This is a genomic window from Pseudaminobacter soli (ex Li et al. 2025) (genome assembly GCF_003012705.1).
GTDB lineage: Bacteria > Pseudomonadota > Alphaproteobacteria > Rhizobiales > Rhizobiaceae > Pseudaminobacter > Pseudaminobacter soli.
The window spans coordinates 131,416-151,527 of record NZ_PXYL01000003.1; the positions used below are offsets into that span (position 1 = coordinate 131,416).

The 20,112-nt window shown below is 63.1% G+C and carries 19 protein-coding genes; 9 read left to right on the forward strand and 10 right to left on the reverse strand.

The genetic code is table 11. The features are described from left to right. The first annotated feature begins 222 nt into the window (after positions 1–222). Positions 223–1,632 carry a 3-isopropylmalate dehydratase large subunit gene (gene leuC / locus C7I85_RS06810; RefSeq protein WP_106723218.1) on the forward strand — a complete coding sequence of 470 codons (1,410 nt, stop codon included), beginning with the start codon at positions 223–225 and terminating at the stop codon, positions 1,630–1,632. Between the two features lie 24 nt (positions 1,633–1,656). Here the strand turns inward: leuC and C7I85_RS06815 are convergent, their stop codons facing one another. Continuing rightward, complete coding sequence (locus C7I85_RS06815) at positions 1,657–1,974, reverse strand: hypothetical protein (RefSeq protein ID WP_106723219.1); 318 nt, start codon at positions 1,972–1,974, stop codon at positions 1,657–1,659. A gap of 247 nt (positions 1,975–2,221) precedes the next feature. On the opposite strand from C7I85_RS06815, the gene C7I85_RS06820 reads away from it, so the two are divergent. From C7I85_RS06820 to msrA, 8 genes are all read left to right on the forward strand, one after another. Further along, positions 2,222–3,412: a GGDEF domain-containing protein gene (locus tag C7I85_RS06820; RefSeq protein ID WP_106723220.1), complete on the forward strand. Its 1,191-nt coding sequence runs from the start codon at positions 2,222–2,224 to the stop codon at positions 3,410–3,412. A 547-nt stretch (positions 3,413–3,959) separates the two neighbouring features. Beyond that, positions 3,960–4,361: a hypothetical protein gene (locus C7I85_RS06830; RefSeq protein ID WP_106723221.1), complete on the forward strand. Its 402-nt coding sequence runs from the start codon at positions 3,960–3,962 to the stop codon at positions 4,359–4,361. A gap of 275 nt (positions 4,362–4,636) precedes the next feature. Continuing rightward, on the forward strand, positions 4,637–5,041 hold the full coding sequence (sdhC, locus tag C7I85_RS06835; protein ID WP_106723222.1) for a succinate dehydrogenase, cytochrome b556 subunit: 405 nt from the start codon (positions 4,637–4,639) through the stop codon (positions 5,039–5,041). Positions 5,042–5,043: 2 nt separating this feature from the next. Beyond that, positions 5,044–5,427 carry a succinate dehydrogenase, hydrophobic membrane anchor protein gene (gene sdhD / locus C7I85_RS06840; protein WP_106723223.1) on the forward strand — a complete coding sequence of 128 codons (384 nt, stop codon included), beginning with the start codon at positions 5,044–5,046 and terminating at the stop codon, positions 5,425–5,427. A 3-nt stretch (positions 5,428–5,430) separates the two neighbouring features. Then, positions 5,431–7,269, forward strand: a complete 1,839-nt coding sequence (sdhA, locus tag C7I85_RS06845; protein WP_106723224.1) for a succinate dehydrogenase flavoprotein subunit — start codon at positions 5,431–5,433, stop codon at positions 7,267–7,269. Positions 7,270–7,284: 15 nt separating this feature from the next. Continuing rightward, positions 7,285–8,064, forward strand: a complete 780-nt coding sequence (locus C7I85_RS06850; protein WP_106723225.1) for a succinate dehydrogenase iron-sulfur subunit — start codon at positions 7,285–7,287, stop codon at positions 8,062–8,064. 173 nt (positions 8,065–8,237) lie between these two features. Then, positions 8,238–8,873, forward strand: coding sequence for a YceH family protein (locus C7I85_RS06855; protein ID WP_106723226.1), 636 nt, complete (start codon positions 8,238–8,240; stop codon positions 8,871–8,873). A gap of 153 nt (positions 8,874–9,026) precedes the next feature. After that, entirely contained in the window at positions 9,027–9,635 is a 609-nt protein-coding gene (gene msrA / locus C7I85_RS06860; RefSeq protein ID WP_106723227.1) for a peptide-methionine (S)-S-oxide reductase MsrA, read from the forward strand. A gap of 63 nt (positions 9,636–9,698) precedes the next feature. Here the strand turns inward: msrA and lpdA are convergent, their stop codons facing one another. The 9 genes from lpdA to sucC all read right to left on the reverse strand — a co-directional run bounded on the left by lpdA (position 9,699) and on the right by sucC (position 20,102). Further along, positions 9,699–11,102 (reverse strand): dihydrolipoyl dehydrogenase, encoded by a 1,404-nt coding sequence (lpdA, locus tag C7I85_RS06865; RefSeq protein WP_106723228.1) that lies wholly within the window; start codon positions 11,100–11,102, stop codon positions 9,699–9,701. A gap of 21 nt (positions 11,103–11,123) precedes the next feature. Then, the gene (locus C7I85_RS06870) at positions 11,124–11,879 is read right to left on the reverse strand and encodes an SDR family oxidoreductase (protein ID WP_106723229.1); all 756 of its coding nucleotides are present in this window, start codon (positions 11,877–11,879) and stop codon (positions 11,124–11,126) included. 33 nt (positions 11,880–11,912) lie between these two features. Next, complete coding sequence (locus tag C7I85_RS06875; RefSeq protein WP_106723230.1) at positions 11,913–12,557, reverse strand: LysE family translocator; 645 nt, start codon at positions 12,555–12,557, stop codon at positions 11,913–11,915. Continuing rightward, positions 12,554–12,985, reverse strand: coding sequence for a VOC family protein (locus C7I85_RS06880; protein ID WP_106723231.1), 432 nt, complete (start codon positions 12,983–12,985; stop codon positions 12,554–12,556). The genes C7I85_RS06875 and C7I85_RS06880 overlap by 4 nt, the downstream gene beginning before the upstream one ends. A gap of 4 nt (positions 12,986–12,989) precedes the next feature. Then, positions 12,990–13,568, reverse strand: coding sequence for a hypothetical protein (locus C7I85_RS06885; protein WP_106723232.1), 579 nt, complete (start codon positions 13,566–13,568; stop codon positions 12,990–12,992). Between the two features lie 4 nt (positions 13,569–13,572). Next, the gene (odhB, locus tag C7I85_RS06890; RefSeq protein ID WP_106723233.1) at positions 13,573–14,847 is read right to left on the reverse strand and encodes a 2-oxoglutarate dehydrogenase complex dihydrolipoyllysine-residue succinyltransferase; all 1,275 of its coding nucleotides are present in this window, start codon (positions 14,845–14,847) and stop codon (positions 13,573–13,575) included. Between the two features lie 34 nt (positions 14,848–14,881). Continuing rightward, positions 14,882–17,872 carry a 2-oxoglutarate dehydrogenase E1 component gene (locus C7I85_RS06895; protein ID WP_106723234.1) on the reverse strand — a complete coding sequence of 997 codons (2,991 nt, stop codon included), beginning with the start codon at positions 17,870–17,872 and terminating at the stop codon, positions 14,882–14,884. Between the two features lie 127 nt (positions 17,873–17,999). Further along, positions 18,000–18,902, reverse strand: a complete 903-nt coding sequence (sucD, locus tag C7I85_RS06900) for a succinate--CoA ligase subunit alpha (protein WP_106723235.1) — start codon at positions 18,900–18,902, stop codon at positions 18,000–18,002. A 3-nt stretch (positions 18,903–18,905) separates the two neighbouring features. Next, positions 18,906–20,102: an ADP-forming succinate--CoA ligase subunit beta gene (gene sucC, locus C7I85_RS06905; RefSeq protein ID WP_106723236.1), complete on the reverse strand. Its 1,197-nt coding sequence runs from the start codon at positions 20,100–20,102 to the stop codon at positions 18,906–18,908. Positions 20,103–20,112 lie beyond the last annotated feature (10 nt).

Consider the following 20,112-nt stretch of genomic DNA (forward strand, 5'->3'; position numbering starts at 1 on the left):
GATTGCTATTTAGCGGGCATGGAAGAACTTTTCGGCGATCCGGCCTACAAGGGTTTCGTGCTGCAGGACAAGAAGCGCCTGCCGGCCCGTTTCTTCGCGCGGATTTCCGGCGCACGGACCAGCCGACTTATCTAGCCGCCCTTGCCTGCTCGCGCCTCTGGCCGGCAGGATTTTCGGCATGGCCGGCCCCTTTCCATTCCTTACATCGACGGATTTACGCAAATGAGCGCACCGCGCACCCTCTACGACAAGATTTTCGATGATCACGTTGTCGACCGCCAGGACGACGGCACCTGCCTGCTCTACATCGACCGCCACCTCGTCCACGAAGTGACGAGCCCGCAGGCCTTCGAGGGCCTGCGCATGTCCGGCCGCCAGGTTCGCCACCCCGAGAAGACGCTCGCCGTCGTCGACCATAACGTGCCGACGTCGCCCGACCGCAAATTGGGGATCAAGAACGAGGAAAGCCGCATCCAGGTCGAGGCGCTGGCCAAGAACGCCGCCGATTTCGGCGTGGAGTATTACTCGGAGAACGACGTCCGCCAGGGCATCGTCCACATCGTCGGCCCCGAGCAGGGCTTTACCCTTCCGGGCATGACCATCGTCTGCGGTGACAGCCATACCTCGACGCATGGAGCCTTCGGTGCGCTGGCCCACGGCATCGGCACCTCTGAGGTGGAGCACGTTCTGGCTACCCAGACGCTGATCCAGAAAAAGGCCAAGAACATGCTGGTGCGTGTCGACGGCCAACTGCCCGAGGGCGTGACCGCCAAGGACATCGTACTCGCCATCATCGGCGAGATCGGCACCGCCGGCGGCACCGGCTACGTCATCGAATATGCCGGCGAAGCGATCCGCGCGCTGTCGATGGAAGGCCGCATGACCATCTGCAACATGTCGATCGAAGGCGGTGCCCGCGCCGGCCTGATAGCGCCGGACGAGACGACTTTCGCCTACGTCAAGGACAAGCCGCGCGCCCCGAAGGACAAGGCCTGGGAAATGGCGCTCGACTACTGGAAGACGCTGCACACGGACGAAGGCGCGCATTTCGACAAGGTGGTCATGCTCGACGCCGCCAAGCTGCCGCCCATCGTCACCTGGGGCTCCTCGCCTGAGGACGTCGTTTCGGTTACCGGCGTGGTGCCGAACCCGGAAGAGATCGCCGACGAAAACAAGCGCAACTCGAAGAAGCGCGCGCTCGAATATATGGGGCTGGCCGCCGGCACCAAGATCACCGACATCGCGATTGACCGCGTCTTCATCGGCTCCTGCACCAACGGCCGCATCGAAGACTTGCGTGCGGTTGCCAAGGTGGTCGAGGGCAAGAAGGTGGCTTCGACCGTTTCAGCCATGATCGTGCCTGGCTCCGGTCTGGTGAAGGAACAGGCCGAGGCCGAGGGTCTCGACAAGATCTTCATCGAAGCCGGCTTCGACTGGCGCGAGCCGGGCTGCTCGATGTGCCTGGCCATGAACGACGACCGCCTCAAGCCGGGCGAGCGCTGCGCCTCGACCTCGAACCGTAACTTCGAAGGCCGCCAGGGCTTTAAGGGCCGCACCCATCTGGTGTCGCCGGCCATGGCCGCTGCCGCCGCGATCGCCGGCCATTTCGTCGACATTCGCGACTGGCACTAATCCAGATTTCCGGGCCGGGCGTCATCATTCGCGCGGCTCGGGTCTCCTGACGATTTCGTGGAATTCGTCACGCACGCCCGGCCGGTCCACCGGCACGACCAGCGCAAGATGACGCTTGTCGAAGAGCTTGAACCACTCATCCCAATCGATCAATTCGATGGCTCCGGTCGCCTCGGTTCGTTCAGGCTGGTCTTCGTCCTCATAGGCGATCTGGCCGAACATGATGCGCAGAACCGGCTCGTCGCCCGCCGAGGTCGCCTCTTGAAGCGCCGGGCTTCCGGCACGGGCCGCAACCCAGTCTCGAATGGCTTCATGGTCGACGAGCATGATGGTTTTCGTCATGACAAGCTCTCCCTGTGTCGCTCGCCGCGCAACGCGGAGAAGACATGGGAGTTCCCAACATTTTGATGAACGGACCGTGTGCGTTTCCCCCAACCTCCCGCTGCGTTAACGGCTTTTTCGTCTAACGCTGCTTTAATGCACCCCAGCCGCATTTCACGGACGGGCTGAACCGGCCGACGAAATGCGCAAATTCACGCCACGCGCTTCCTTCCGTGTGGGAACGAAGCGCGCCGGGGAGCACAACCGAATGAGCGGGGCGGTAGCTGTCCTTGTAATCAACCTGGTCGTCGCCGGGCTGCTTTCGGCGTCCTTTGCCATGGTTGCCGCCTATGACCGCAAGCAGGTCGCCGCCTCCTGGCTGGCCTTCGCATACGGCCTCGGCGCCGTTTACTATTCCATCGAGTTCGGCATTTCGACCATCGGCGCCCCGCGCCCGGCGGTCGTCGTCTCCTTTGCCGTCGTTCTGGCCGCCATGTTGCTCTTCAATGTGGGCGTCGCGCGCAAGTTCGAAGTGCCTGTGCCTTGGCGGTTGCTCAGCATCGTCTTCGTCATTTCGACGGTGGCATGCGACATCATCCAGGACATGCCGCGCGAATCCTTCACGCGAATGATGATCTACCAGACCCCCTATTTCGTCATGCAGGCGCTTGGCGCATGGATCCTGTGGTCGGCGCGATCGCGGAGGTGGCTGGACACGATCCTGATGTGGCTACTCGCGGCAAGTTCGCTGCAATTCCTGAGCAAGCCATTTCTTTCGTACAGTTTGGGCGGCACCGGCGCCACGCCGCAACACTATCTCCAGACGCAATACGCACTGATCTCGCAGTCGATGGGGACGATCTTCGCAGTCGCCATCGCGCTGCTGTTCCTCGTCATTCTGGCGCGCGACGTCATCGCGGACGTCACCAAGCTGTCGAATACAGATGCGCTGTCCGGCCTGCTCAATCGTGGCGGCTTCGAACGTCACGCCACGGCCGTTCTGCAAGCCGAACGACACAAAGGCCGGTCGCTGGCGTTGGTCATCTGCGACCTCGACCACTTCAAGGCGATCAACGACACTTTCGGCCACGCTTCGGGCGATAAGGTCATCAAGACCTTTGCCGGCTTCCTGAGGACGATTGCCGTGGGCGAATATTTCGCCGGCCGCATCGGCGGCGAGGAATTTGCCATCATCCTGCCCGGCAGCAACCTCGTGGCGGGGCGTCTCTTTGCCGAAACCGCGCGCAGCGCATTTTCGGGCTTGCCGGTTGATGGGTTGCCGGAGGACCTGCGTTTCACCGCCAGCTTCGGCGTCGCCGAACTCGTTTCAGGCGAAGACCTCTCGGAACTGCTCTCGCGTGCCGACAAGGCCCTTTATGAGGCCAAGGAGAACGGCCGCGACTGCGTTCGCACCGCATTGCCGACTTTCGACGGCATGCGTGCCTTCCGATCCTTCTGAGCGGACGCAGCTTTAGCGGCAGGGGGCGCCCAGCAGCGGCATTGCCCCCCTGGTAGAAGCCGTACATGTAGCTGCGCCCTTTGACGTAATAAGGCTGATAACAGTCCGAAAAGCCATTTCCGCCGGAATAGGCCATCTTTGACTGCTTGGGATGCATGTAGTTCGACAGCTTGCGCGCGTTATGCCCCTGGCCGACGATGATGCGCTTGTAGCCGGCTGCACTGTTTACGATGAGATTGCCGAAGGAGTCAGCATAGACATCGTCCTGGGTGTAGCCGTCGGCGACAGCGGGCAGACCTGCCCCGGCAAATAGACAAGCCAAAAGCACAGGCAGCGGGCGAATTTTCGATCTGTTCTTCTGCATGACGCATTCTCCTCTGCCGGGACGCTGCTTCGCCTAGATCGAAAATTAATCAATTCTTAATCTTTGTTAAGAGCAGGTGCGCCAAAAAAATTGACTGGCATGATTGTTGAACGCTAATGCGCGGAACAAGTTGCTGCTGTGTTCCCGTTGATCTGGTCGTGCCGAAGCAGATAGCCTGCATCGATGATACAACCTCGACCTAACAGCCGCGCACGCATCGGCGCAGCGCTAGCCCTTTTCCCGCTTCTGCTGGCGGCCTCCTGCGTGTCGGAGAGCAATGCCGGCGGCGCGGCAACGACGCTGGCCACAGGAGCGGTAAAGCCCGCCGCGCTCGCCACGGCCGAATTCGGCGCGCCGCAGCCGGCCCACGCCACCTATAGCTGTGGCCAGCGCGGCTCCCTGACCATCGACAATTTCCGAACTTCCGTGCGGCTCGTCGACCCCGAAGGCGACAATGTCGAACTGCCCGCCGCACCCGCTACCCAACAGTCACGCTACGGACAGGCACCCTATGCGCTGGTGCTCGACGGCAACGAGGCGCTCTACATGAAGAACGGCAAGGAACCCGTGACCTGCAACCGCTGATTCGGCCGACGCTGCGCTGCAACATGGCAGATGGCGGGCAAAGGCAAATGCCGCATTTCCGCCGTTGCTTGCGAGCTTCCCGCCAGCTTCAATCGATTGAAGCGGAAACAATGGCTTGACCGCTCCTGCCGCAGGAGCAAATTGCCATCACGAAACCATCATCCGGCTTTGACGCGGTGCAAAAAGCGCATTAGAACGCCGCTTGTCCAAGTCGCATTCCGAGAAGGGCACGCCGTTTTTGCGCATCGGAATGTCCGGCGCCGGAAAGGGGAGCCATGAGCAAGATACCAGCCACCCAGGCAAGGCCGCTGTCGCCGCACCTGACGATTTACAAGCCGCCGATCACGATGACGACGTCGATCCTGCATCGGATCACCGGCGGCGCACTATATTTCGGCACGCTACTCGTCGCCTGGTGGCTGATCGCGGCGGCGACGACCGAAAGTCACTTCAATTTCGTCAACTGGATCTTTGGCTCCTGGATAGGCCGTCTCGTCCTGTTCGGCTACACCTGGGCACTGATGCTCCATATGCTGGGCGGCATCCGTCACCTCATCTGGGACACGGGCGCAGGCCTTGAGAAGCACACGGCTTCCAAGATCGCCTGGGCCACCGTCGTCGGGTCGGTCGTGTTGACCTTGGCGATCTGGATCGTCGGCTACATGGTGCGGGGAGCCTGATCATGACGGACATGCGTACGCCTTTGAAGAAGGTCCGCGGCCTGGGTTCGGCCCATGAAGGCACCGACCATTTCTGGCGCCAGCGCCTGACGGCGATCGCCAACGTGCCGCTCACGCTCTTTTTCGTTGGGCTTCTGGTTTCGCTGAATGGCGCCGACTACGCGCAGGTGCGCGCGGTGCTCGCCAATCCCTTCGTGGCGTTGATCCTGATCGCGATGCTTTTGTCGGCGCTCTACCACATGCGGCTCGGCATGCAGGTCATCATCGAGGACTATGTCCATGGCGAGGGCGGCAAGCTGGTGCTGCTCATGCTCAACACATTCTTCACGATCGCGGTTGGCGTTGCTTCGGTTTTCGCCCTGCTCAAACTAGCATTCGGGGGCTGACCAGTGGCCAAGGACAACAAAGGCACGGCATCGGCAGGCAAGGGCTATACCTTTGTCGACCACAAATTCGACGTGGTCGTCGTGGGCGCGGGCGGCTCTGGCCTGCGCGCAACGCTCGGCATGGCCGAGCAAGGGCTGAAGACGGCCTGCATCACCAAGGTTTTCCCGACCCGCTCGCACACGGTTGCGGCACAGGGCGGCATCGCCGCCTCGCTTTCCAACATGGGCCCCGACAACTGGCAGTGGCACATGTACGACACCGTCAAGGGGTCGGACTGGCTCGGCGACGTCGACGCCATGGAATATATGGTGCGTCAGGCGCCGGCCGCCGTCTACGAGCTCGAGCACTACGGCGTACCCTTCTCGCGCACCGAGCAAGGCAAGATCTATCAGCGCCCCTTCGGCGGCCACATGCAGAATTTCGGCGACGGCCCGCCCGTGCAGCGCACCTGCGCGGCTGCCGACCGTACCGGCCACGCCATCCTGCACACGCTCTATGGCCAGTCGCTCAAGAACAACGCGCAGTTCTTCATCGAGTATTTCGCGCTCGACCTGATCATGACCGACGGCGTCTGCACCGGCGTCGTGGCCTGGAACCTCGATGACGGCACCATCCACCGCTTCGCGGCCAAGATGGTCGTGCTTGCGACCGGCGGCTATGGCCGCGCCTATTTCTCGGCGACCTCCGCCCACACCTGCACCGGCGACGGTGGCGGCATGGTGGCGCGCGCTGGCCTGCCGCTGCAGGACATGGAATTCGTGCAGTTCCACCCGACCGGCATCTACGGCTCGGGCTGCCTGATCACCGAAGGCGCCCGCGGCGAAGGCGGATATCTCGTCAACTCCGAAGGCGAGCGCTTCATGGAGCGCTATGCGCCGTCGGCCAAGGACCTTGCCTCGCGCGACGTGGTTTCGCGGTGCATGACGCTGGAGATCCGCGAGGGCCGCGGCGTCGGCAAGAACAAGGACCACATCTACCTGCACCTCGACCATCTCGACCCGGCCGTTCTGCATGAGCGCCTGCCGGGCATCTCGGAGAGCGCGAAGATCTTCGCCGGCGTCGACGTGACCCGCGAGCCGATCCCGGTTCTGCCGACCGTGCACTACAACATGGGCGGCGTTCCCACGAACTACTGGGGCGAGGTGCTGAACCCGACCGCGGACAATCCCGATCGCGTCCAGCCCGGCCTGATGGCCGTGGGCGAAGCCGGTTGCGCCTCGGTTCACGGCGCCAACCGCCTGGGCTCCAACTCGCTGATCGACCTGGTCGTGTTCGGCCGCGCCGCCGCCATCCGCGCCGGCGAGGTGATCGACCGCGCAGCGCCCATTCCGGCGATCAACGAACAGGCCGTCGAGAAGATCATGGATCGCTTCGACCGTCTGCGGAACGCCAATGGCGGTACGCCGACGGCCGTGCTTCGCGAGAAGATGCAGCGCACCATGCAGGAAGACGCCGCCGTGTTCCGCACCCAGGAGTCCCTGGAGCAGGGCTGCCAGCGCATGTCGGCTCTGTGGGGCGAACTGAAGGACATCAAGGTCACCGACCGCTCGATGATCTGGAACTCGGATCTGGTCGAGACGCTCGAGCTCGAAAACCTCATGGCCAACGCGCTGCCGACCGTCTATGGCGCCGAGGCCCGCAAGGAGAGCCGCGGCGCGCATGCCCGCGAGGACTTCCCCTCGCGCGACGACGCGAACTGGCGCCAGCACACGCTGGCCCATGTCTCCGAGGACGGCAAGGTGACGCTGAACTACCGCCCGGTGCACACCGAGACGCTGCTGCCGGAATCGGAAGGCGGCATCAGCCTCGCCAAGATCGCGCCCAAGGCGCGCGTGTACTGATCGAGGGAGATCGAGATGGTTGAACTGGCTCTTCCCAAGAACTCCCAGATCAAGCAGGGCAAGACCTGGCCGAAGCCCGAGGGCGCGACCAACCTGCGTGAGTTCCACATCTACCGCTGGTCGCCGGACGATGGCGAGAACCCGAGCATCGACACCTATTTCGTCGACATGGACGATTGCGGGCCGATGGTTCTCGACGCGCTTCTGTGGATCAAGAACAAGATCGACCCGACGCTGACGCTGCGCCGCTCCTGCCGCGAAGGCATCTGCGGCTCCTGCGCCATGAACATCGACGGCTCGAACACGCTGGCCTGCACCAAGGGCTGCGACGACATCTCCGGGTCGGTCAAGATCTACCCGCTGCCGCACATGCCGGTGGTGAAGGATCTGGTGCCCGACCTCACCAACTTCTACGCCCAGCACCGCTCGATCGAGCCGTGGCTGAAGACGGTGTCGCCGGAACCGGCCAAGGAATGGCTGCAGAGCCACGAGGACCGCGCCAAGCTGGACGGCCTCTACGAGTGCATCCTGTGCGCCTGCTGCTCGACATCCTGCCCGAGCTACTGGTGGAACGGCGACCGTTATCTCGGCCCGGCCACGCTGCTGCAGGCCTATCGCTGGCTGATCGACAGCCGCGACGAAGCCACCGGCGAGCGCCTCGACAACCTCGAGGATCCGTTCCGCCTTTATCGCTGCCATACCATCATGAACTGCGCGCAGACCTGCCCGAAGGGACTTAATCCCGCCAAGGCGATTGCCGAGATCAAGAAGATGATGGTGGAGCGCCGGGTCTAAGACCCTCGCCTCCATTCCGCGCGAGCGGAGCAGGCTTGAACAACTGGAGCGCGATGACCAGGCGTCATCGCGCTTTATTTTTGGCCGAGCACGATCCTTTCCGATGGCCGTAGGTTCTTGTCCGGTTTGCGAGAACATTGTTGCCAAGGCCGTTTTGTGCCAATAGCTGCAGCATGGAATCCACGACAGACCTCCCCATCCTCACCCCTATCGAAGCCCGCGTGCTTGGCTGCCTGATCGAGAAGAAGGAGCTGACGCCGGACGTCTATCCGCTCACGCTCAATGCAGCCCACGCCGCCGCCAACCAGAAGACGGCGCGAGAGCCGGTCATGGCGCTTGAGCAGGTGGAGGTGCACCGCGCCCTGAAGACGCTTGAGCAGAAGGGCCTGGTGCGCCAGGTCTTCGGCTCGCGCGTCGAGCGCTACGAGCATCTTACCGCACAGCGCTTTTCGCTGACCTCGCCGCAGATCGCCATTTTAGGCCTGCTCCTGCTGCGCGGGCCGCAAACAGCCGGCGAGTTGATGGCGCGCAGCGAGCGCATGGCGCGTTTCCAGTCGATGGAAGACCTGCGCCAAGAACTCGACATGCTGATCGGCAAGCGCCCGCCGCTGGTGCAGGAAATCGGTCGCGGCCCCGGCCAGCGCGAGGACCGCTATGCCCATCTCCTGAGCGGACCTATCGATGTTGCCGCGCTTGCAGCGCAGCGCGGCCCGTCGGCCATGCCTGCGTCGGATCTCGAGGCGCGGCTGCAGGCGCTCGAGGAAGAGGTCGCCGCCCTGCGCGTCCGTCTCGACGCGCTGGGTGCCTGATCAGGCGGGCCCTGACGCACTCAACCGCCGAAAGAGAAGCCGCACGGGTCGCCCGAGCGGCTTTTTTCTTGGGCGTTTCATCACATCAGCGTGTCCAGGCTTGATTTCAAAGCCCGGTGCTATTCCCATAAACATGCGGCAGGAGGAGTTCGCATGTTCCGCTATATCCTGACCTTTAGCATGGCTACTCTCGGCTTGGCGGCATTGTCCAGCAGCGCCCAGGCGGGCACGCAGACGGCGATCTTTGCCGGTGGCTGCTTCTGGTGTGTGGAAAGCGACTTCGACCATGTGCCGGGCGTAGTCTCGACCACCTCCGGCTATATCGGTGGCAGCAACGACCATCCGACCTATGAGAACCACACCGCCGCCGGCCACCGCGAGGCGGTGAAGATCGAATTCGACGACAGCAAGACCAGCTATGCCAAGCTGCTCGACGCCTTCTGGCATTCGGTCGACCCGACGGACGGCGGCGGCCAGTTCTGCGACCGGGGCCACAGCTACACGACAGCTATCTACGCGGTGAACAAGGACCAGCTCACCGAAGCCGAGAAATCGAAGGCGGCGATCGAGGCCGCACTCAAGAAGCCTATCGCCACCGAGATCGTCATGGCGCCGACCTTCTGGCCGGCGGAGGAATATCACCAGAAATATTACAAGAAAAACCCGATCCGCTACCGCTACTACCGCTACGCCTGCGGCCGAGACGCGCGCGTGGAGGAGGTATGGGGCAAGGCAGCCCATCAGGGCATTGCAGCGCACTGACCCACCAAATGAAAACGGGCGCCCGCGAGGCGCCCGTTTCGATTTGTGTGAAGCTGCGACCGATCAGATGTGGATCGGCTTGAAGAAGGCCCCCAGCGCCGCTTCCTTGACCGCTTCCGACATGGTCGGGTGCGCGTGGCAGGTGCGGCCAAGGTCTTCGGCCGAGCCGCCGAATTCCATCAGCACCGCCGCTTCGTGGATCATCTCGCCGGCGCCGAAGCCGACGATATGGGCTCCAAGCACCTTGTCAGTCGCCTTGTCGGCCAGGATCTTCACGAAACCGTCCGTGTGCAGCATGGCGCGCCCGCGGCCATTGGCGGTGAAGGGGAACTTGCCGACCTTGTATTCGATGCCGGCCTTCTTCAACTCCTCCTCGGTCTTGCCGACGGAAGCCACTTCCGGGCTCGTATAGACCACGCCCGGAATGACGTCGTAGTTCACATGGCCGGCCTGGCCGGCGATGATTTCGGCGACCGCCACGCCCTCGTCCTCGGCCTTGTGCGCCAGCATCGGTCCGTCGATGACGTCACCGATGGCGTAGATGCCCGGCACGTTGGTGCGCAGGTGGCCGTCGACCTTCACGCGGCCGCGCGCGTCCATCTCCACGCCCGCTTCCTTGAGGCCGAGGCCTTCGGTGTAGGGGCTGCGGCCGGTGGCCACCAGCACGACATCGGCCTCGATGGTCTCGGCATCGCCGCCCTTGACCGGCTCGAAGGTTACGCTCGCGCCCTTGGCCGTCTTGGCAACGCTCGTCACCTTGGAGCCGAGCTTGAAGGTGAGACCTTGCTTGGCCAGCATGCGCTGGACTTGCTTGGCCACCTCGCCGTCCATGCCGCCGAGGATGGTGTCGAGATATTCCACCACGGTGACCTTGGCGCCGAGACGCGCCCAGACCGAGCCGAGCTCGAGCCCGATGACGCCGCCGCCGACCACGATCAGGTTCTCCGGCACCTTGGGCAGCGACAGCGCGCCGGTGGAGGACACGATGACCTGCTCGTCGAATTCGACCTTCACACCCGGGATACCGGCAACGTCCGAACCGGTGGCGATGACGATGTTCTTCGCCTCGATCTCCTGCACGCTGCCGTCATCGGCGGTCACGGAAACCTTGCCGGCCGAGACGACCCGACCGGTGCCGCGGAAGCTATCGATCTTGTTCTTCTTGAACAGGAAGGCCACGCCGTTGACGTTGGAGGTGACGGTGGCGTCCTTGTGCGCCATCATCTTTCCAAGATTGAGCTTCGGCTCCACCTCGACGCCCAGCGTGTCGAAGGAATGCTGCGCCTCGGCGAGCATTTCCGAAGCATGCAGCAGCGCCTTGGAGGGGATGCAGCCGATATTGAGGCAGGTGCCGCCAAAGGTCTCGCGCTTCTCGACCACGGCCGTCTTCAGGCCGAGCTGAGCAGCCTTGATGGCGCACACATAGCCGCCAGGTCCCGATCCAATCACCACCACATCATATGCCATTTCTTGTTCCTTCAGCTGATGTCAGCGTCCGCCGCTTACGTTCAAAATTCCGCCCGTCGTGTAGGATGCCTCGTCCGAGAGCAGCCACAGCACGGCATTGGCGACCTCGTCTGCCTTGCCTTCACGCTTCATCGGCACGAAGCCGCGTATCGCCGCTATGCGATCCGGCTGGCCGCCCGACGCGTGGATTTCGGTGTCGATGATGCCCGGCCGCACGGCGTTGACGCGCACGCCCTCGGTGGCAACCTCGCGGGCAAGGCCGATGGTGAAAGTGTCGATCGCGCCCTTGGAGGCCGCGTAGTCGACATATTCGCCCGGCGAGCCGAGCTGTGAGGCAGCCGAGGAGATGTTGACGATCGCCCCGCCCTCCCCGCCACGCAGCGTCGACATGCGCTTCACCGCCTCGCGGGCGCAGAGCATGGAGCCGATGACGTTGATGCGCATCATGCGCTCCAGGCGCGCCGCGCTCATCTCGTCCACGCGCGCCTTGGCGTCGACCACGCCGGCATTGTTCACAAGCGCATCCAGCCTGCTGAAGCGCGCATCCACGGCCGCGAACATGGCGAGCACATCGGCCTCGCTGCCGACGTCGCCCTTGATCGCAATCGCCTCGCCGCCGCCGGCTTCGATCTCCGCAACGAGTGCGGCAGCTGCCGCTTCGTTGGAAGCGTAGTTGATCGCAACGCTATAGCCGGTCTTCGCAGCCTGCCGGCAGATGGCCGCGCCAATCCCGCGTCCACCGCCCGTGACCAAAAGAACCTTTTTGTCCCCGCTCATTCCTGGCACCCCTGCAGACCGGTCATTGCGTCCTCAAGGCTGCTGCTGCACGGCAAGCTTGATGCCGAGCCCGATGAAGACGAGTCCGGTGAAGCGGTCGAACCAGCGGCCCAACGCGACGAAACGGTCGCGCACCGACTTCATCGTGAAGAAGATCGATACGATCACGAACCAGGAGATCAGGAACGCGGCCATAAGCAGACCGTAGACGCCCTGGACCAGCACCGGCGTTTCGTAGCTGACGAGCGCCGAGAACAGCGACAGGAAGAAAAGCACTGCCTTGGGGTTCAAAGCGTTGGTCACAAAACCCATCAGGAAGTTCTTGAAATCGGTGCGGCGCGACGAGACCGGCATTTCGGCCGGCTTGTCCTCCTCAACGGTCAGGGTGCCGCCGGTGCTGCGCAGCGCCTTGATACCGAGATAGAGCAGATAGGCCGCACCTGCCCATTTGAGGATACCGAACAGGAACAGCGACTTTGAAACGATAAGGCCGATGCCGAGGACGGTGTAGGTGATGTGGAACATCAGCGACGTGCCGATGCCGACGCTGGCGGCGATCGCCGCGCGACGGCCGCGCGTGATGCTCTGGCGCACGACCAGCGCGAAATCCGCCCCCGGCGCAACCGCCAGCAGCGAAAACACCGCCATCAGGCCGGCGAATTCCCAGACGTAGTTCATTCCGGCTGCTTCTCCAGCGGCGCGTTGAAGGCCCAGACATGGCCGAAGGGATCGGTGATCTTGGCGTAGCGCGCACCCCAGAACATGTCGGCTGCCGGCATGGTCACGGTCGCGCCCGCGCTCACCGCCTGCTCGACCGCGCGATCGACGTCGCCGGGCTTCGGCAGGTTGATGTTTATGGTCAGGCTCGCCCCACCCCGACTCGTCGGCGACAGCACATCGCCGCCGAATTCCGGAAACTCGTCATGCAGCATGACTTCGGAGCCGAACATGGAGAGATTGGCGTGCAGCACGCGCTCGCCGTCCTCGGCCATCTGCTCATAGGTTTCGACCGCGTCGAAAGCCTTTTCGTAGAAGGCGATCGCCTCGCGGCCGCCCTTGACGCACAGATGCACCTGGATGGGGGGAATGTTCGGTTCGAAGGCCATGTCTTCAGCCCGGGATGTTGTTGTCGACTATCCAGACAGCTGCGAGGAAGTAGTCAATCTCAAAGACTACATTCCTTTCCCCACTGACCGGCAGCGTTTGGAGCTCATATCTCAATTCCACCTCACGCGAGCCATTCAATAGCCTGACGGAAATGTCCCGCTCCTGACCACCTCCCATTGGCCCAGTCAAACCCGCTTCGTGGAAAAACCTCAACGCTCGCGGGAGTGTATGTATTTCGATAGGCTCGCTCCCGGCGAATGTCGCAGGGTGTCGGCCGATCCGCAAGTCGAGGCCACCATTCCAAGTCATCATCAATCCTCCGAGACCAAAGGTCGGCAGATGGGGAATGATCTTGATGTGCCTGAGAAGAAAATCCGGACTGAAAAAGAACTCGCAGTTTTCGCCATAGATGCACCACGGCGAATCCACGTCGTGATGAACATAGTGGTTATCGGCGCGCAGATCATCAGGATCGATCAGGTCGCGGACGACCTGCCGACCACTTTTGCCAAGTTCTATCGGGCCCGATCGACCCGTCTTGAGCAACTCGACGAGATCTATCGGTTCGACCTGCGCGCCCACTTGCTTAGAGGTCCAGCACCAGGCGTTCCGGATCCTCGAGGCTTTCCTTGACGCGCACCAGGAAGGTCACGGCTTCCTTGCCGTCAACGATGCGGTGGTCGTAGGAGAGCGCCAGATACATCATCGGGCGGATGACGATCTGACCGCCGACCACCATCGGCCGCTCCTGGATCTTGTGCATGCCGAGGATACCCGACTGCGGCGCGTTCAGGATCGGCGTCGACATCAGCGAGCCATAGACGCCGCCATTGGAGATGGTGAAGGTGCCGCCCTGCATGTCGGCGACCGACAGCTTGCCGTCGCGCGCGGCGATGCCGAGGCGGCCGATTTCCTTCTCGATCTCGGCGATCGACATCTGGTCGGCATCACGCACCACCGGCACCACCAGGCCCTTCTCGGTGCCCACTGCCACGCCGATATGGGCGTAGTTCTTGTAGATGATGTCGGTGCCGTCGATCTCGGCGTTGACCGCCGGGATTTCCTTCAGCGCGTGCGTCACGGCCTTGGTGAAGAAGCCCATGAAGCCGAGCTTCACGCCGTGCTTCTTCTCGAACACGTCCTTGTACTTGGAACGCAGATCCATCACCGCCTTCATGTCCACCTCGTTGAAGGTGGTGAGCATGGCTGCGGTGCTCTGCGCGTCCTTCAGCCGGCGCGCGATGGTCTGGCGCAGCTTGGTCATGCGCACGCGCTCTTCACGGGCTTCGTCGCTCGGAGCAGAAGGCGCACGGGCGGTGACCGGCGCCGGCGCAGGAGCGGCGGCCGGAACAAGCGAGATGCCGCGTGCGACGGCTTCCAGCACGTCACCCTTCAGCACCTGGCCGCGCTTTCCCGAACCAGCTATCTGGTCCACCGAGAGATTGGCCTCGGCGATCAGCTTGGCGGCAGAGGGCGCCGGCGGCATCTTGCGCTCTTCGATCGGCGACGAGCCGGCAATCGCGGCGGTCTTGGCCACGGCTTCCTTGACGGACGCAGCGCCGGCAGCACCCGCCGCCTGGGCCACAGCCTCGGGCTTGGTGGCCGGCTTGGCGGCAACTGCGCCGCCTTCGGAAAGAGTGCCTAGGATCGCGCCGACGCCGACGCTCTCGCCTTCCTGGGCGGTGATCTCGGCCAGCGTGCCGGCGGCCGGCGCCGGCACTTCGATCGTCACCTTGTCGGTTTCAAGCTCGACCAGCGGCTCATCGGCAGCGATCGCATCGCCGACCTTCTTGAACCACTTGCCGATGGTCGCCTCGCTGACGGATTCGCCAAGGGTCGGGACGCGGATTTCGGTAGCCATCTTTTGCCTATCCGTTTTCTTCTGAACTGTGGAACTATTCGCCGAGCGCGTCGTCGAGGAACGCCTGGAGCTGCGCCAGGTGCTTCGACATCAGGCCGGTCGCGGGCGACGCGGCCGCCGGACGGCCGGTGTAACGCACGCGCTGATGCTTGGCGTCGATATGAGCGAGCACCCATTCCAGGTAGGGGTCGATGAACGACCAGGCGCCCATGTTCTTGGGCTCCTCCTGGCACCACACCATCTCCGCGCCGCGGAAGCGCGACAGCTCGGTGATGAGCGCCTTGGCCGGGAACGGGTAGAGCTGCTCGACGCGCAGCAGGTAGATGTCGTTGATGCCGCGCTTTTCGCGCTCCTCGTAGAGGTCGTAATAGACCTTGCCAGAGCAGAGCACGACGCGACGGATCTTCGAGTCCTTGACCAGCTTGATCGGCTGGTCGGGCAGCAGCTGGGCATCGTCCCACAGCAGGCGGTGGAACGAGCTTTCGCCCGACAGTTCCGCCAGCGTCGAGACGGCGCGCTTATGGCGCAGCAACGACTTCGGCGTCATCAGGATCAGCGGCTTGCGGAAGTCGCGCTTCAACTGACGGCGCAGGATGTGGAAGTAGTTAGCCGGCGTCGTGCAGTAGGCGACCTGCATGTTGTCTTCCGCGCAGAGCTGCAGGAAGCGCTCCAGGCGAGCCGATGAGTGCTCCGGCCCCTGCCCTTCATAGCCATGCGGCAGCAGGCAGACGAGGCCCGACATGCGCAGCCACTTGCGCTCGCCCGACGAGATGAACTGGTCGAACACCACCTGCGCGCCGTTGGCGAAGTCGCCGAACTGGGCTTCCCACAGCGTCAGCGCCTTGGGGTCGGCAAGGCTGTAGCCATATTCGAAGCCAAGCACCGCCTCTTCCGAAAGCATCGAGTTGATGACTTCGTAATTGGCCTGTGCGGGCGAGAGGTTGTTGAGCGGGATGTAGCGGTTCTCGTCGCGCTGATCGTAGAGCACCGAATGGCGCTGCGAGAAGGTGCCGCGCTCCGAATCCTGGCCCGAAAGGCGGATCGGATTGCCGTCGAGCAGGATCGAGCCGAAGGCCAGCGCCTCGGCGGTCGACCAGTCGAGCCCCTCGCCCGATTCGATCATCTTGCGACGTGCATCGAGGAAGCGGCCGATGGTCTTGTGGACCTCGAAGCCGGACGGAACCTCGGTCAGCTTCTTGCCGACCTCCTTCAGGATCTTCACCGGCACGGCGGTCTTGCCGCGGCGCAACTCGTCCTGATTGTCAGCCGCGCGCAGACCCGACCATGCGCCGTCCAGCCAGTCGGCCTTGTTGGGCTTGTAGGACTGGCCAGCTTCGAACTCGGCCTCGAGATGAGCGCGCCAGTCGGCCTTCATCTGCTCGAACTCGGCTTCGGTCACCAGCCCTTCGCCGATCAGCTTGTCGGCGTAGAGCTGCACCGTCGTCTTATGGACGCGAATGTTGCGATACATGATCGGCTGCGTGAACGCCGGCTCGTCGCCCTCGTTGTGGCCGAAGCGGCGGTAGCAGAACATGTCCACAACCACCGGCTTGTGGAACTTCATGCGGAATTCGGTCGCCACCTTTGCCGCGAAGACCACGGCTTCCGGATCGTCGCCATTCACGTGGAAGATCGGGGCCTCGATCATCTTGGCCACGTCCGACGGATAGGGCGACGAGCGCGAGAAACGCGGATTGGTCGTGAAACCGATCTGGTTGTTGATGATGACGTGCAGCGTGCCGGCGACGCGATGGCCGCGCAGGCCCGACAGCCCGAGGATTTCGGCGATCACGCCCTGGCCGGCAAAAGCGGCGTCGCCATGGATGAGCAACGGCAACACCTGCGCACGCACCTCCAGCGGCACGATCTCGTGGCGCGGATTGCGGCCGTAGAACTGGTCCTGCTTCGCACGCGCCTTGCCCATCACGACGGGATCGACGATTTCGAGATGCGAGGGGTTTGCGGTCAGCGACAGGTGCACCTTGTTGCCGTCGAATTCGCGATCCGACGAAGCGCCCAGATGGTACTTCACGTCGCCCGAACCCTCGACGTCGTCGGGTGCGTAGGAGCCGCCCTTGAACTCGTGGAAGATGGCGCGGTGCGGCTTGGCCATCACCTGCGACAGCACGTTGAGGCGGCCGCGATGGGCCATGCCGAGCACGATCTCCTTCATGCCGAGCGAGCCACCGCGCTTGACGATCTGCTCCAGCGCCGGGATCAGCGACTCGCCGCCGTCAAGGCCGAAGCGCTTGGTGCCCTTGTACTTGACGTCGATGAACTGCTCGAAGCCTTCTGCTTCGACGAGCTTGTGGAGGATCGCCTTCTTGCCCTCGGCGGTGAAGGCAATGCCCTTGTCCGGCCCCTCGATGCGCTCCTGGATCCAGGCCTTCTCCTCGGGGTCGGAGATGTGCATGAACTCGACGCCGATCGTCGAGCAGTAGGTGCGCGTCAGGATGTCGAGCATCTGACGGATGGTCGCGTATTCCAGCCCGAGCACATGGTCGATGAAGATCTTGCGGTCGTAGTCGGCTTCGGTGAAGCCGTAGGAAGCCGGTGAGAGCTCGTTGTAGTCCTCGATCGGCTTGGCAATGCCCAGCGGGTCGAGCTGGGCATGCAGATGGCCACGCATGCGATAAGCGCGGATCATCATGATGGCGCGCACCGAGTCACGGGTCGCCTGAAGAACATCGGTTTCGGACAGGACCTCGCCCTTGGCGACGGCCTTTTCCTTGACCTTCTTCTCGATTGTCTTTTCGACGAGGCCCCAATTGCCATCCAGCGCGGAGACCAGCTCGCCATTGGCCTGAAGCGGCCAGCTCGGCTTCGACCAGGAGGCGCCTCGCGCGTTCTTGCGCACGTCGTCGGCGCTGTCCTTCAGCGAAGCGAAGAAATCCTGCCACTGCGGATCGACCGAGGAGGGATCCTCCTCATAGGCCGCGTAGAGGGCATCAATGTAGTCGGCGTTACCGCCGTAAAGAAACGAAGTGAGGGAAAATTGGTCGTTGGCCTGATCTTGTCGCGCCATTTTTACTCTCGGAGCCTCGGCTCCGTCTCCTTGTCTTGACTGCGGCCGTGCCGCACTCGAACGGTTTCCCGTACCTTTTCCCCTCCAATGTGCCGGACCTGTGACGGTCTGGCACATTGCCGGGCGATCAGCCCTTGATCGCCTCGACGAGCGTGGTGCCGAGCCGCGCCGGCGACGGCGACACGCGGATGCCCGCGGCTTCCATTGCCGCGATCTTGTCTTCCGCGCCGCCCTTGCCGCCGGAAATCACGGCGCCGGCGTGGCCCATGGTGCGGCCGGCCGGTGCGGTGCGGCCCGCGATGAAGCCGGCCATCGGCTTCTTGCGGCCGCGCTTGGCCTCGTCGATCAGGAACTGGGCGGCGTCCTCTTCAGCTGAACCGCCGATCTCGCCGATCATGATGATCGACTTAGTCTCGTCGTCGGCGAGGAACATTTCGAGCATGTCGATGAATTCAGTCCCCTTGACCGGATCGCCGCCGATGCCGACTGCCGTCGACTGGCCGAGCCCGGCATTCGTGGTCTGGAATACCGCCTCATATGTAAGCGTGCCGGAGCGCGAAACAACGCCGACAGAGCCCTTGCGAAAGATGTTGCCCGGCATGATGCCGATCTTGCATTCGTCCGGCGTGACGATGCCGGGGCAGTTCGGTCCGATCAGGCGGGACTTCGACTTTTCCAGCCGGGCCTTGACCTTGATCATGTCGGTGACCGGAATGCCTTCGGTGATGCAGACGATCAGCGGGATCTCAGCCTCGATGGCCTCGATGATCGCTTCGGCAGCGCCTGCCGGCGGCACATAGACGACCGATGCGTTGGCGCCGGTCTTTTCCTTGCCCTCGGCAACGCTGGCGAAAATCGGCAGCGTCTCGCCCTTGGAGCCGGTCCAGTTCTCGCCACCCTTCTTGGGATGGATGCCGCCGACCATCTTGGTGCCGTGATAGGCCAGCGCCTGTTCGGTGTGGAACGTGCCGGTCTTGCCGGTCAGGCCCTGCACCAGGATCTTGGTGTTCTTGTCGATGAGAATGGACATGAATTAGTTCCCCTTCACCGCAGCGACGATCTTCTTTGCCGCGTCGTCGAGGTCGTCGGCCGAGATGACGTTCAGCCCGCTCTCGTTGATGATCTTCTTGCCAAGCTCGACATTGGTACCCTCGAGACGGACAACCAGCGGAACCTTGAGGCCCACTTCCTTGACCGCTGCGATGACGCCCTCGGCAATGACATCGCACTTCATGATGCCGCCGAAGATGTTGACGAGGATGCCTTCGACCGCCGGATCGGCGGTGATGATCTTGAAAGCCGCCGTCACCTTCTCCTTGGAGGCGCCACCGCCCACGTCGAGGAAGTTGGCAGGCTCGGCACCGTAGAGCTTGATGATGTCCATCGTGGCCATTGCCAGGCCCGCGCCGTTGACCATGCAGCCAATGTTGCCGTCGAGCGCCACATAGGCGAGGTCATACTTCGATGCCTCGATTTCCTTGGCGTCCTCTTCGGTGGTGTCGCGCAACTCGAGAATATCGGCGTGGCGGAACAGCGCGTTGTTGTCGAACGACACCTTGGCGTCGAGCACGCGCAGGCGGCCGTTGGTCATGACGATCAGCGGGTTGACCTCGAGCAGGCTCATGTCCTTCTCGATGAAGGCCTTGTAGAGGACCGGGAACAGCTTTTCGCCGTCCTTGGCCGCTTCGCCCGAAAGCTGCAGCGCCTCGTTGAGCTTGGTCACGTCGGCGGCGGTGACGCCCGTGTCGGGATCGATCGCAACCGTGATGATCTTTTCGGGCGTGTCATGCGCCACCTGCTCGATGTCCATGCCGCCTTCGGTCGAAACCACGAAAGCCACACGGCCCACGGTGCGATCGACCAGGATCGACAGATACAGCTCGCGATCGATGTCGGCGCCATCCTCGATGTAGAGGCGGTTGACCTGCTTGCCGGCCGGGCCGGTCTGCTTGGTCACCAGCGTATTGCCGAGCATTTCCTTGGCAAAGGCCACGACCTCGTCGATCGACTTGGCGAGCCGAACACCGCCCTTGGCATCAGCGGGCAGCTCTTTGAACTTGCCCTTGCCGCGCCCGCCGGCGTGGATCTGGCTCTTCACCACATAAAGCGGCCCGGGCAGCGACTTGGCAGCAGCTTCCGCCTCGCCTGCGTTGAAGATGGCAACGCCACCGGCCACCGGCGCGCCGAATTCCTTCAGCAGCGCCTTGGCTTGATATTCATGGATATTCATCGGTCGATGA

What these genes read in the sequence shown, in the direction of transcription:
- C7I85_RS06895 (WP_106723234.1), bottom strand. Translation starts at nt 17,872, where the DNA reads ATGGCGCGACAAGATCAGGCCAACGACCAATTTTCCCTCACTTCGTTT.
- odhB (WP_106723233.1), bottom strand. Translation starts at nt 14,847, where the DNA reads ATGGCTACCGAAATCCGCGTCCCGACCCTTGGCGAATCCGTCAGCGAG.
- sucC (WP_106723236.1), bottom strand. Translation starts at nt 20,102, where the DNA reads ATGAATATCCATGAATATCAAGCCAAGGCGCTGCTGAAGGAATTCGGC.
- msrA (WP_106723227.1), top strand. Translation starts at nt 9,027, where the DNA reads ATGTTCCGCTATATCCTGACCTTTAGCATGGCTACTCTCGGCTTGGCG.
- sdhC (WP_106723222.1), top strand. Translation starts at nt 4,637, where the DNA reads ATGAGCAAGATACCAGCCACCCAGGCAAGGCCGCTGTCGCCGCACCTG.
- C7I85_RS06855 (WP_106723226.1), top strand. Translation starts at nt 8,238, where the DNA reads ATGGAATCCACGACAGACCTCCCCATCCTCACCCCTATCGAAGCCCGC.
- C7I85_RS06875 (WP_106723230.1), bottom strand. Translation starts at nt 12,557, where the DNA reads ATGAACTACGTCTGGGAATTCGCCGGCCTGATGGCGGTGTTTTCGCTG.
- sucD (WP_106723235.1), bottom strand. Translation starts at nt 18,902, where the DNA reads ATGTCCATTCTCATCGACAAGAACACCAAGATCCTGGTGCAGGGCCTG.
- C7I85_RS06820 (WP_106723220.1), top strand. Translation starts at nt 2,222, where the DNA reads ATGAGCGGGGCGGTAGCTGTCCTTGTAATCAACCTGGTCGTCGCCGGG.
- C7I85_RS06830 (WP_106723221.1), top strand. Translation starts at nt 3,960, where the DNA reads ATGATACAACCTCGACCTAACAGCCGCGCACGCATCGGCGCAGCGCTA.
- lpdA (WP_106723228.1), bottom strand. Translation starts at nt 11,102, where the DNA reads ATGGCATATGATGTGGTGGTGATTGGATCGGGACCTGGCGGCTATGTG.
- C7I85_RS06815 (WP_106723219.1), bottom strand. Translation starts at nt 1,974, where the DNA reads ATGACGAAAACCATCATGCTCGTCGACCATGAAGCCATTCGAGACTGG.
- C7I85_RS06850 (WP_106723225.1), top strand. Translation starts at nt 7,285, where the DNA reads ATGGTTGAACTGGCTCTTCCCAAGAACTCCCAGATCAAGCAGGGCAAG.
- leuC (WP_106723218.1), top strand. Translation starts at nt 223, where the DNA reads ATGAGCGCACCGCGCACCCTCTACGACAAGATTTTCGATGATCACGTT.
- sdhD (WP_106723223.1), top strand. Translation starts at nt 5,044, where the DNA reads ATGACGGACATGCGTACGCCTTTGAAGAAGGTCCGCGGCCTGGGTTCG.
- C7I85_RS06870 (WP_106723229.1), bottom strand. Translation starts at nt 11,879, where the DNA reads ATGAGCGGGGACAAAAAGGTTCTTTTGGTCACGGGCGGTGGACGCGGG.
- C7I85_RS06880 (WP_106723231.1), bottom strand. Translation starts at nt 12,985, where the DNA reads ATGGCCTTCGAACCGAACATTCCCCCCATCCAGGTGCATCTGTGCGTC.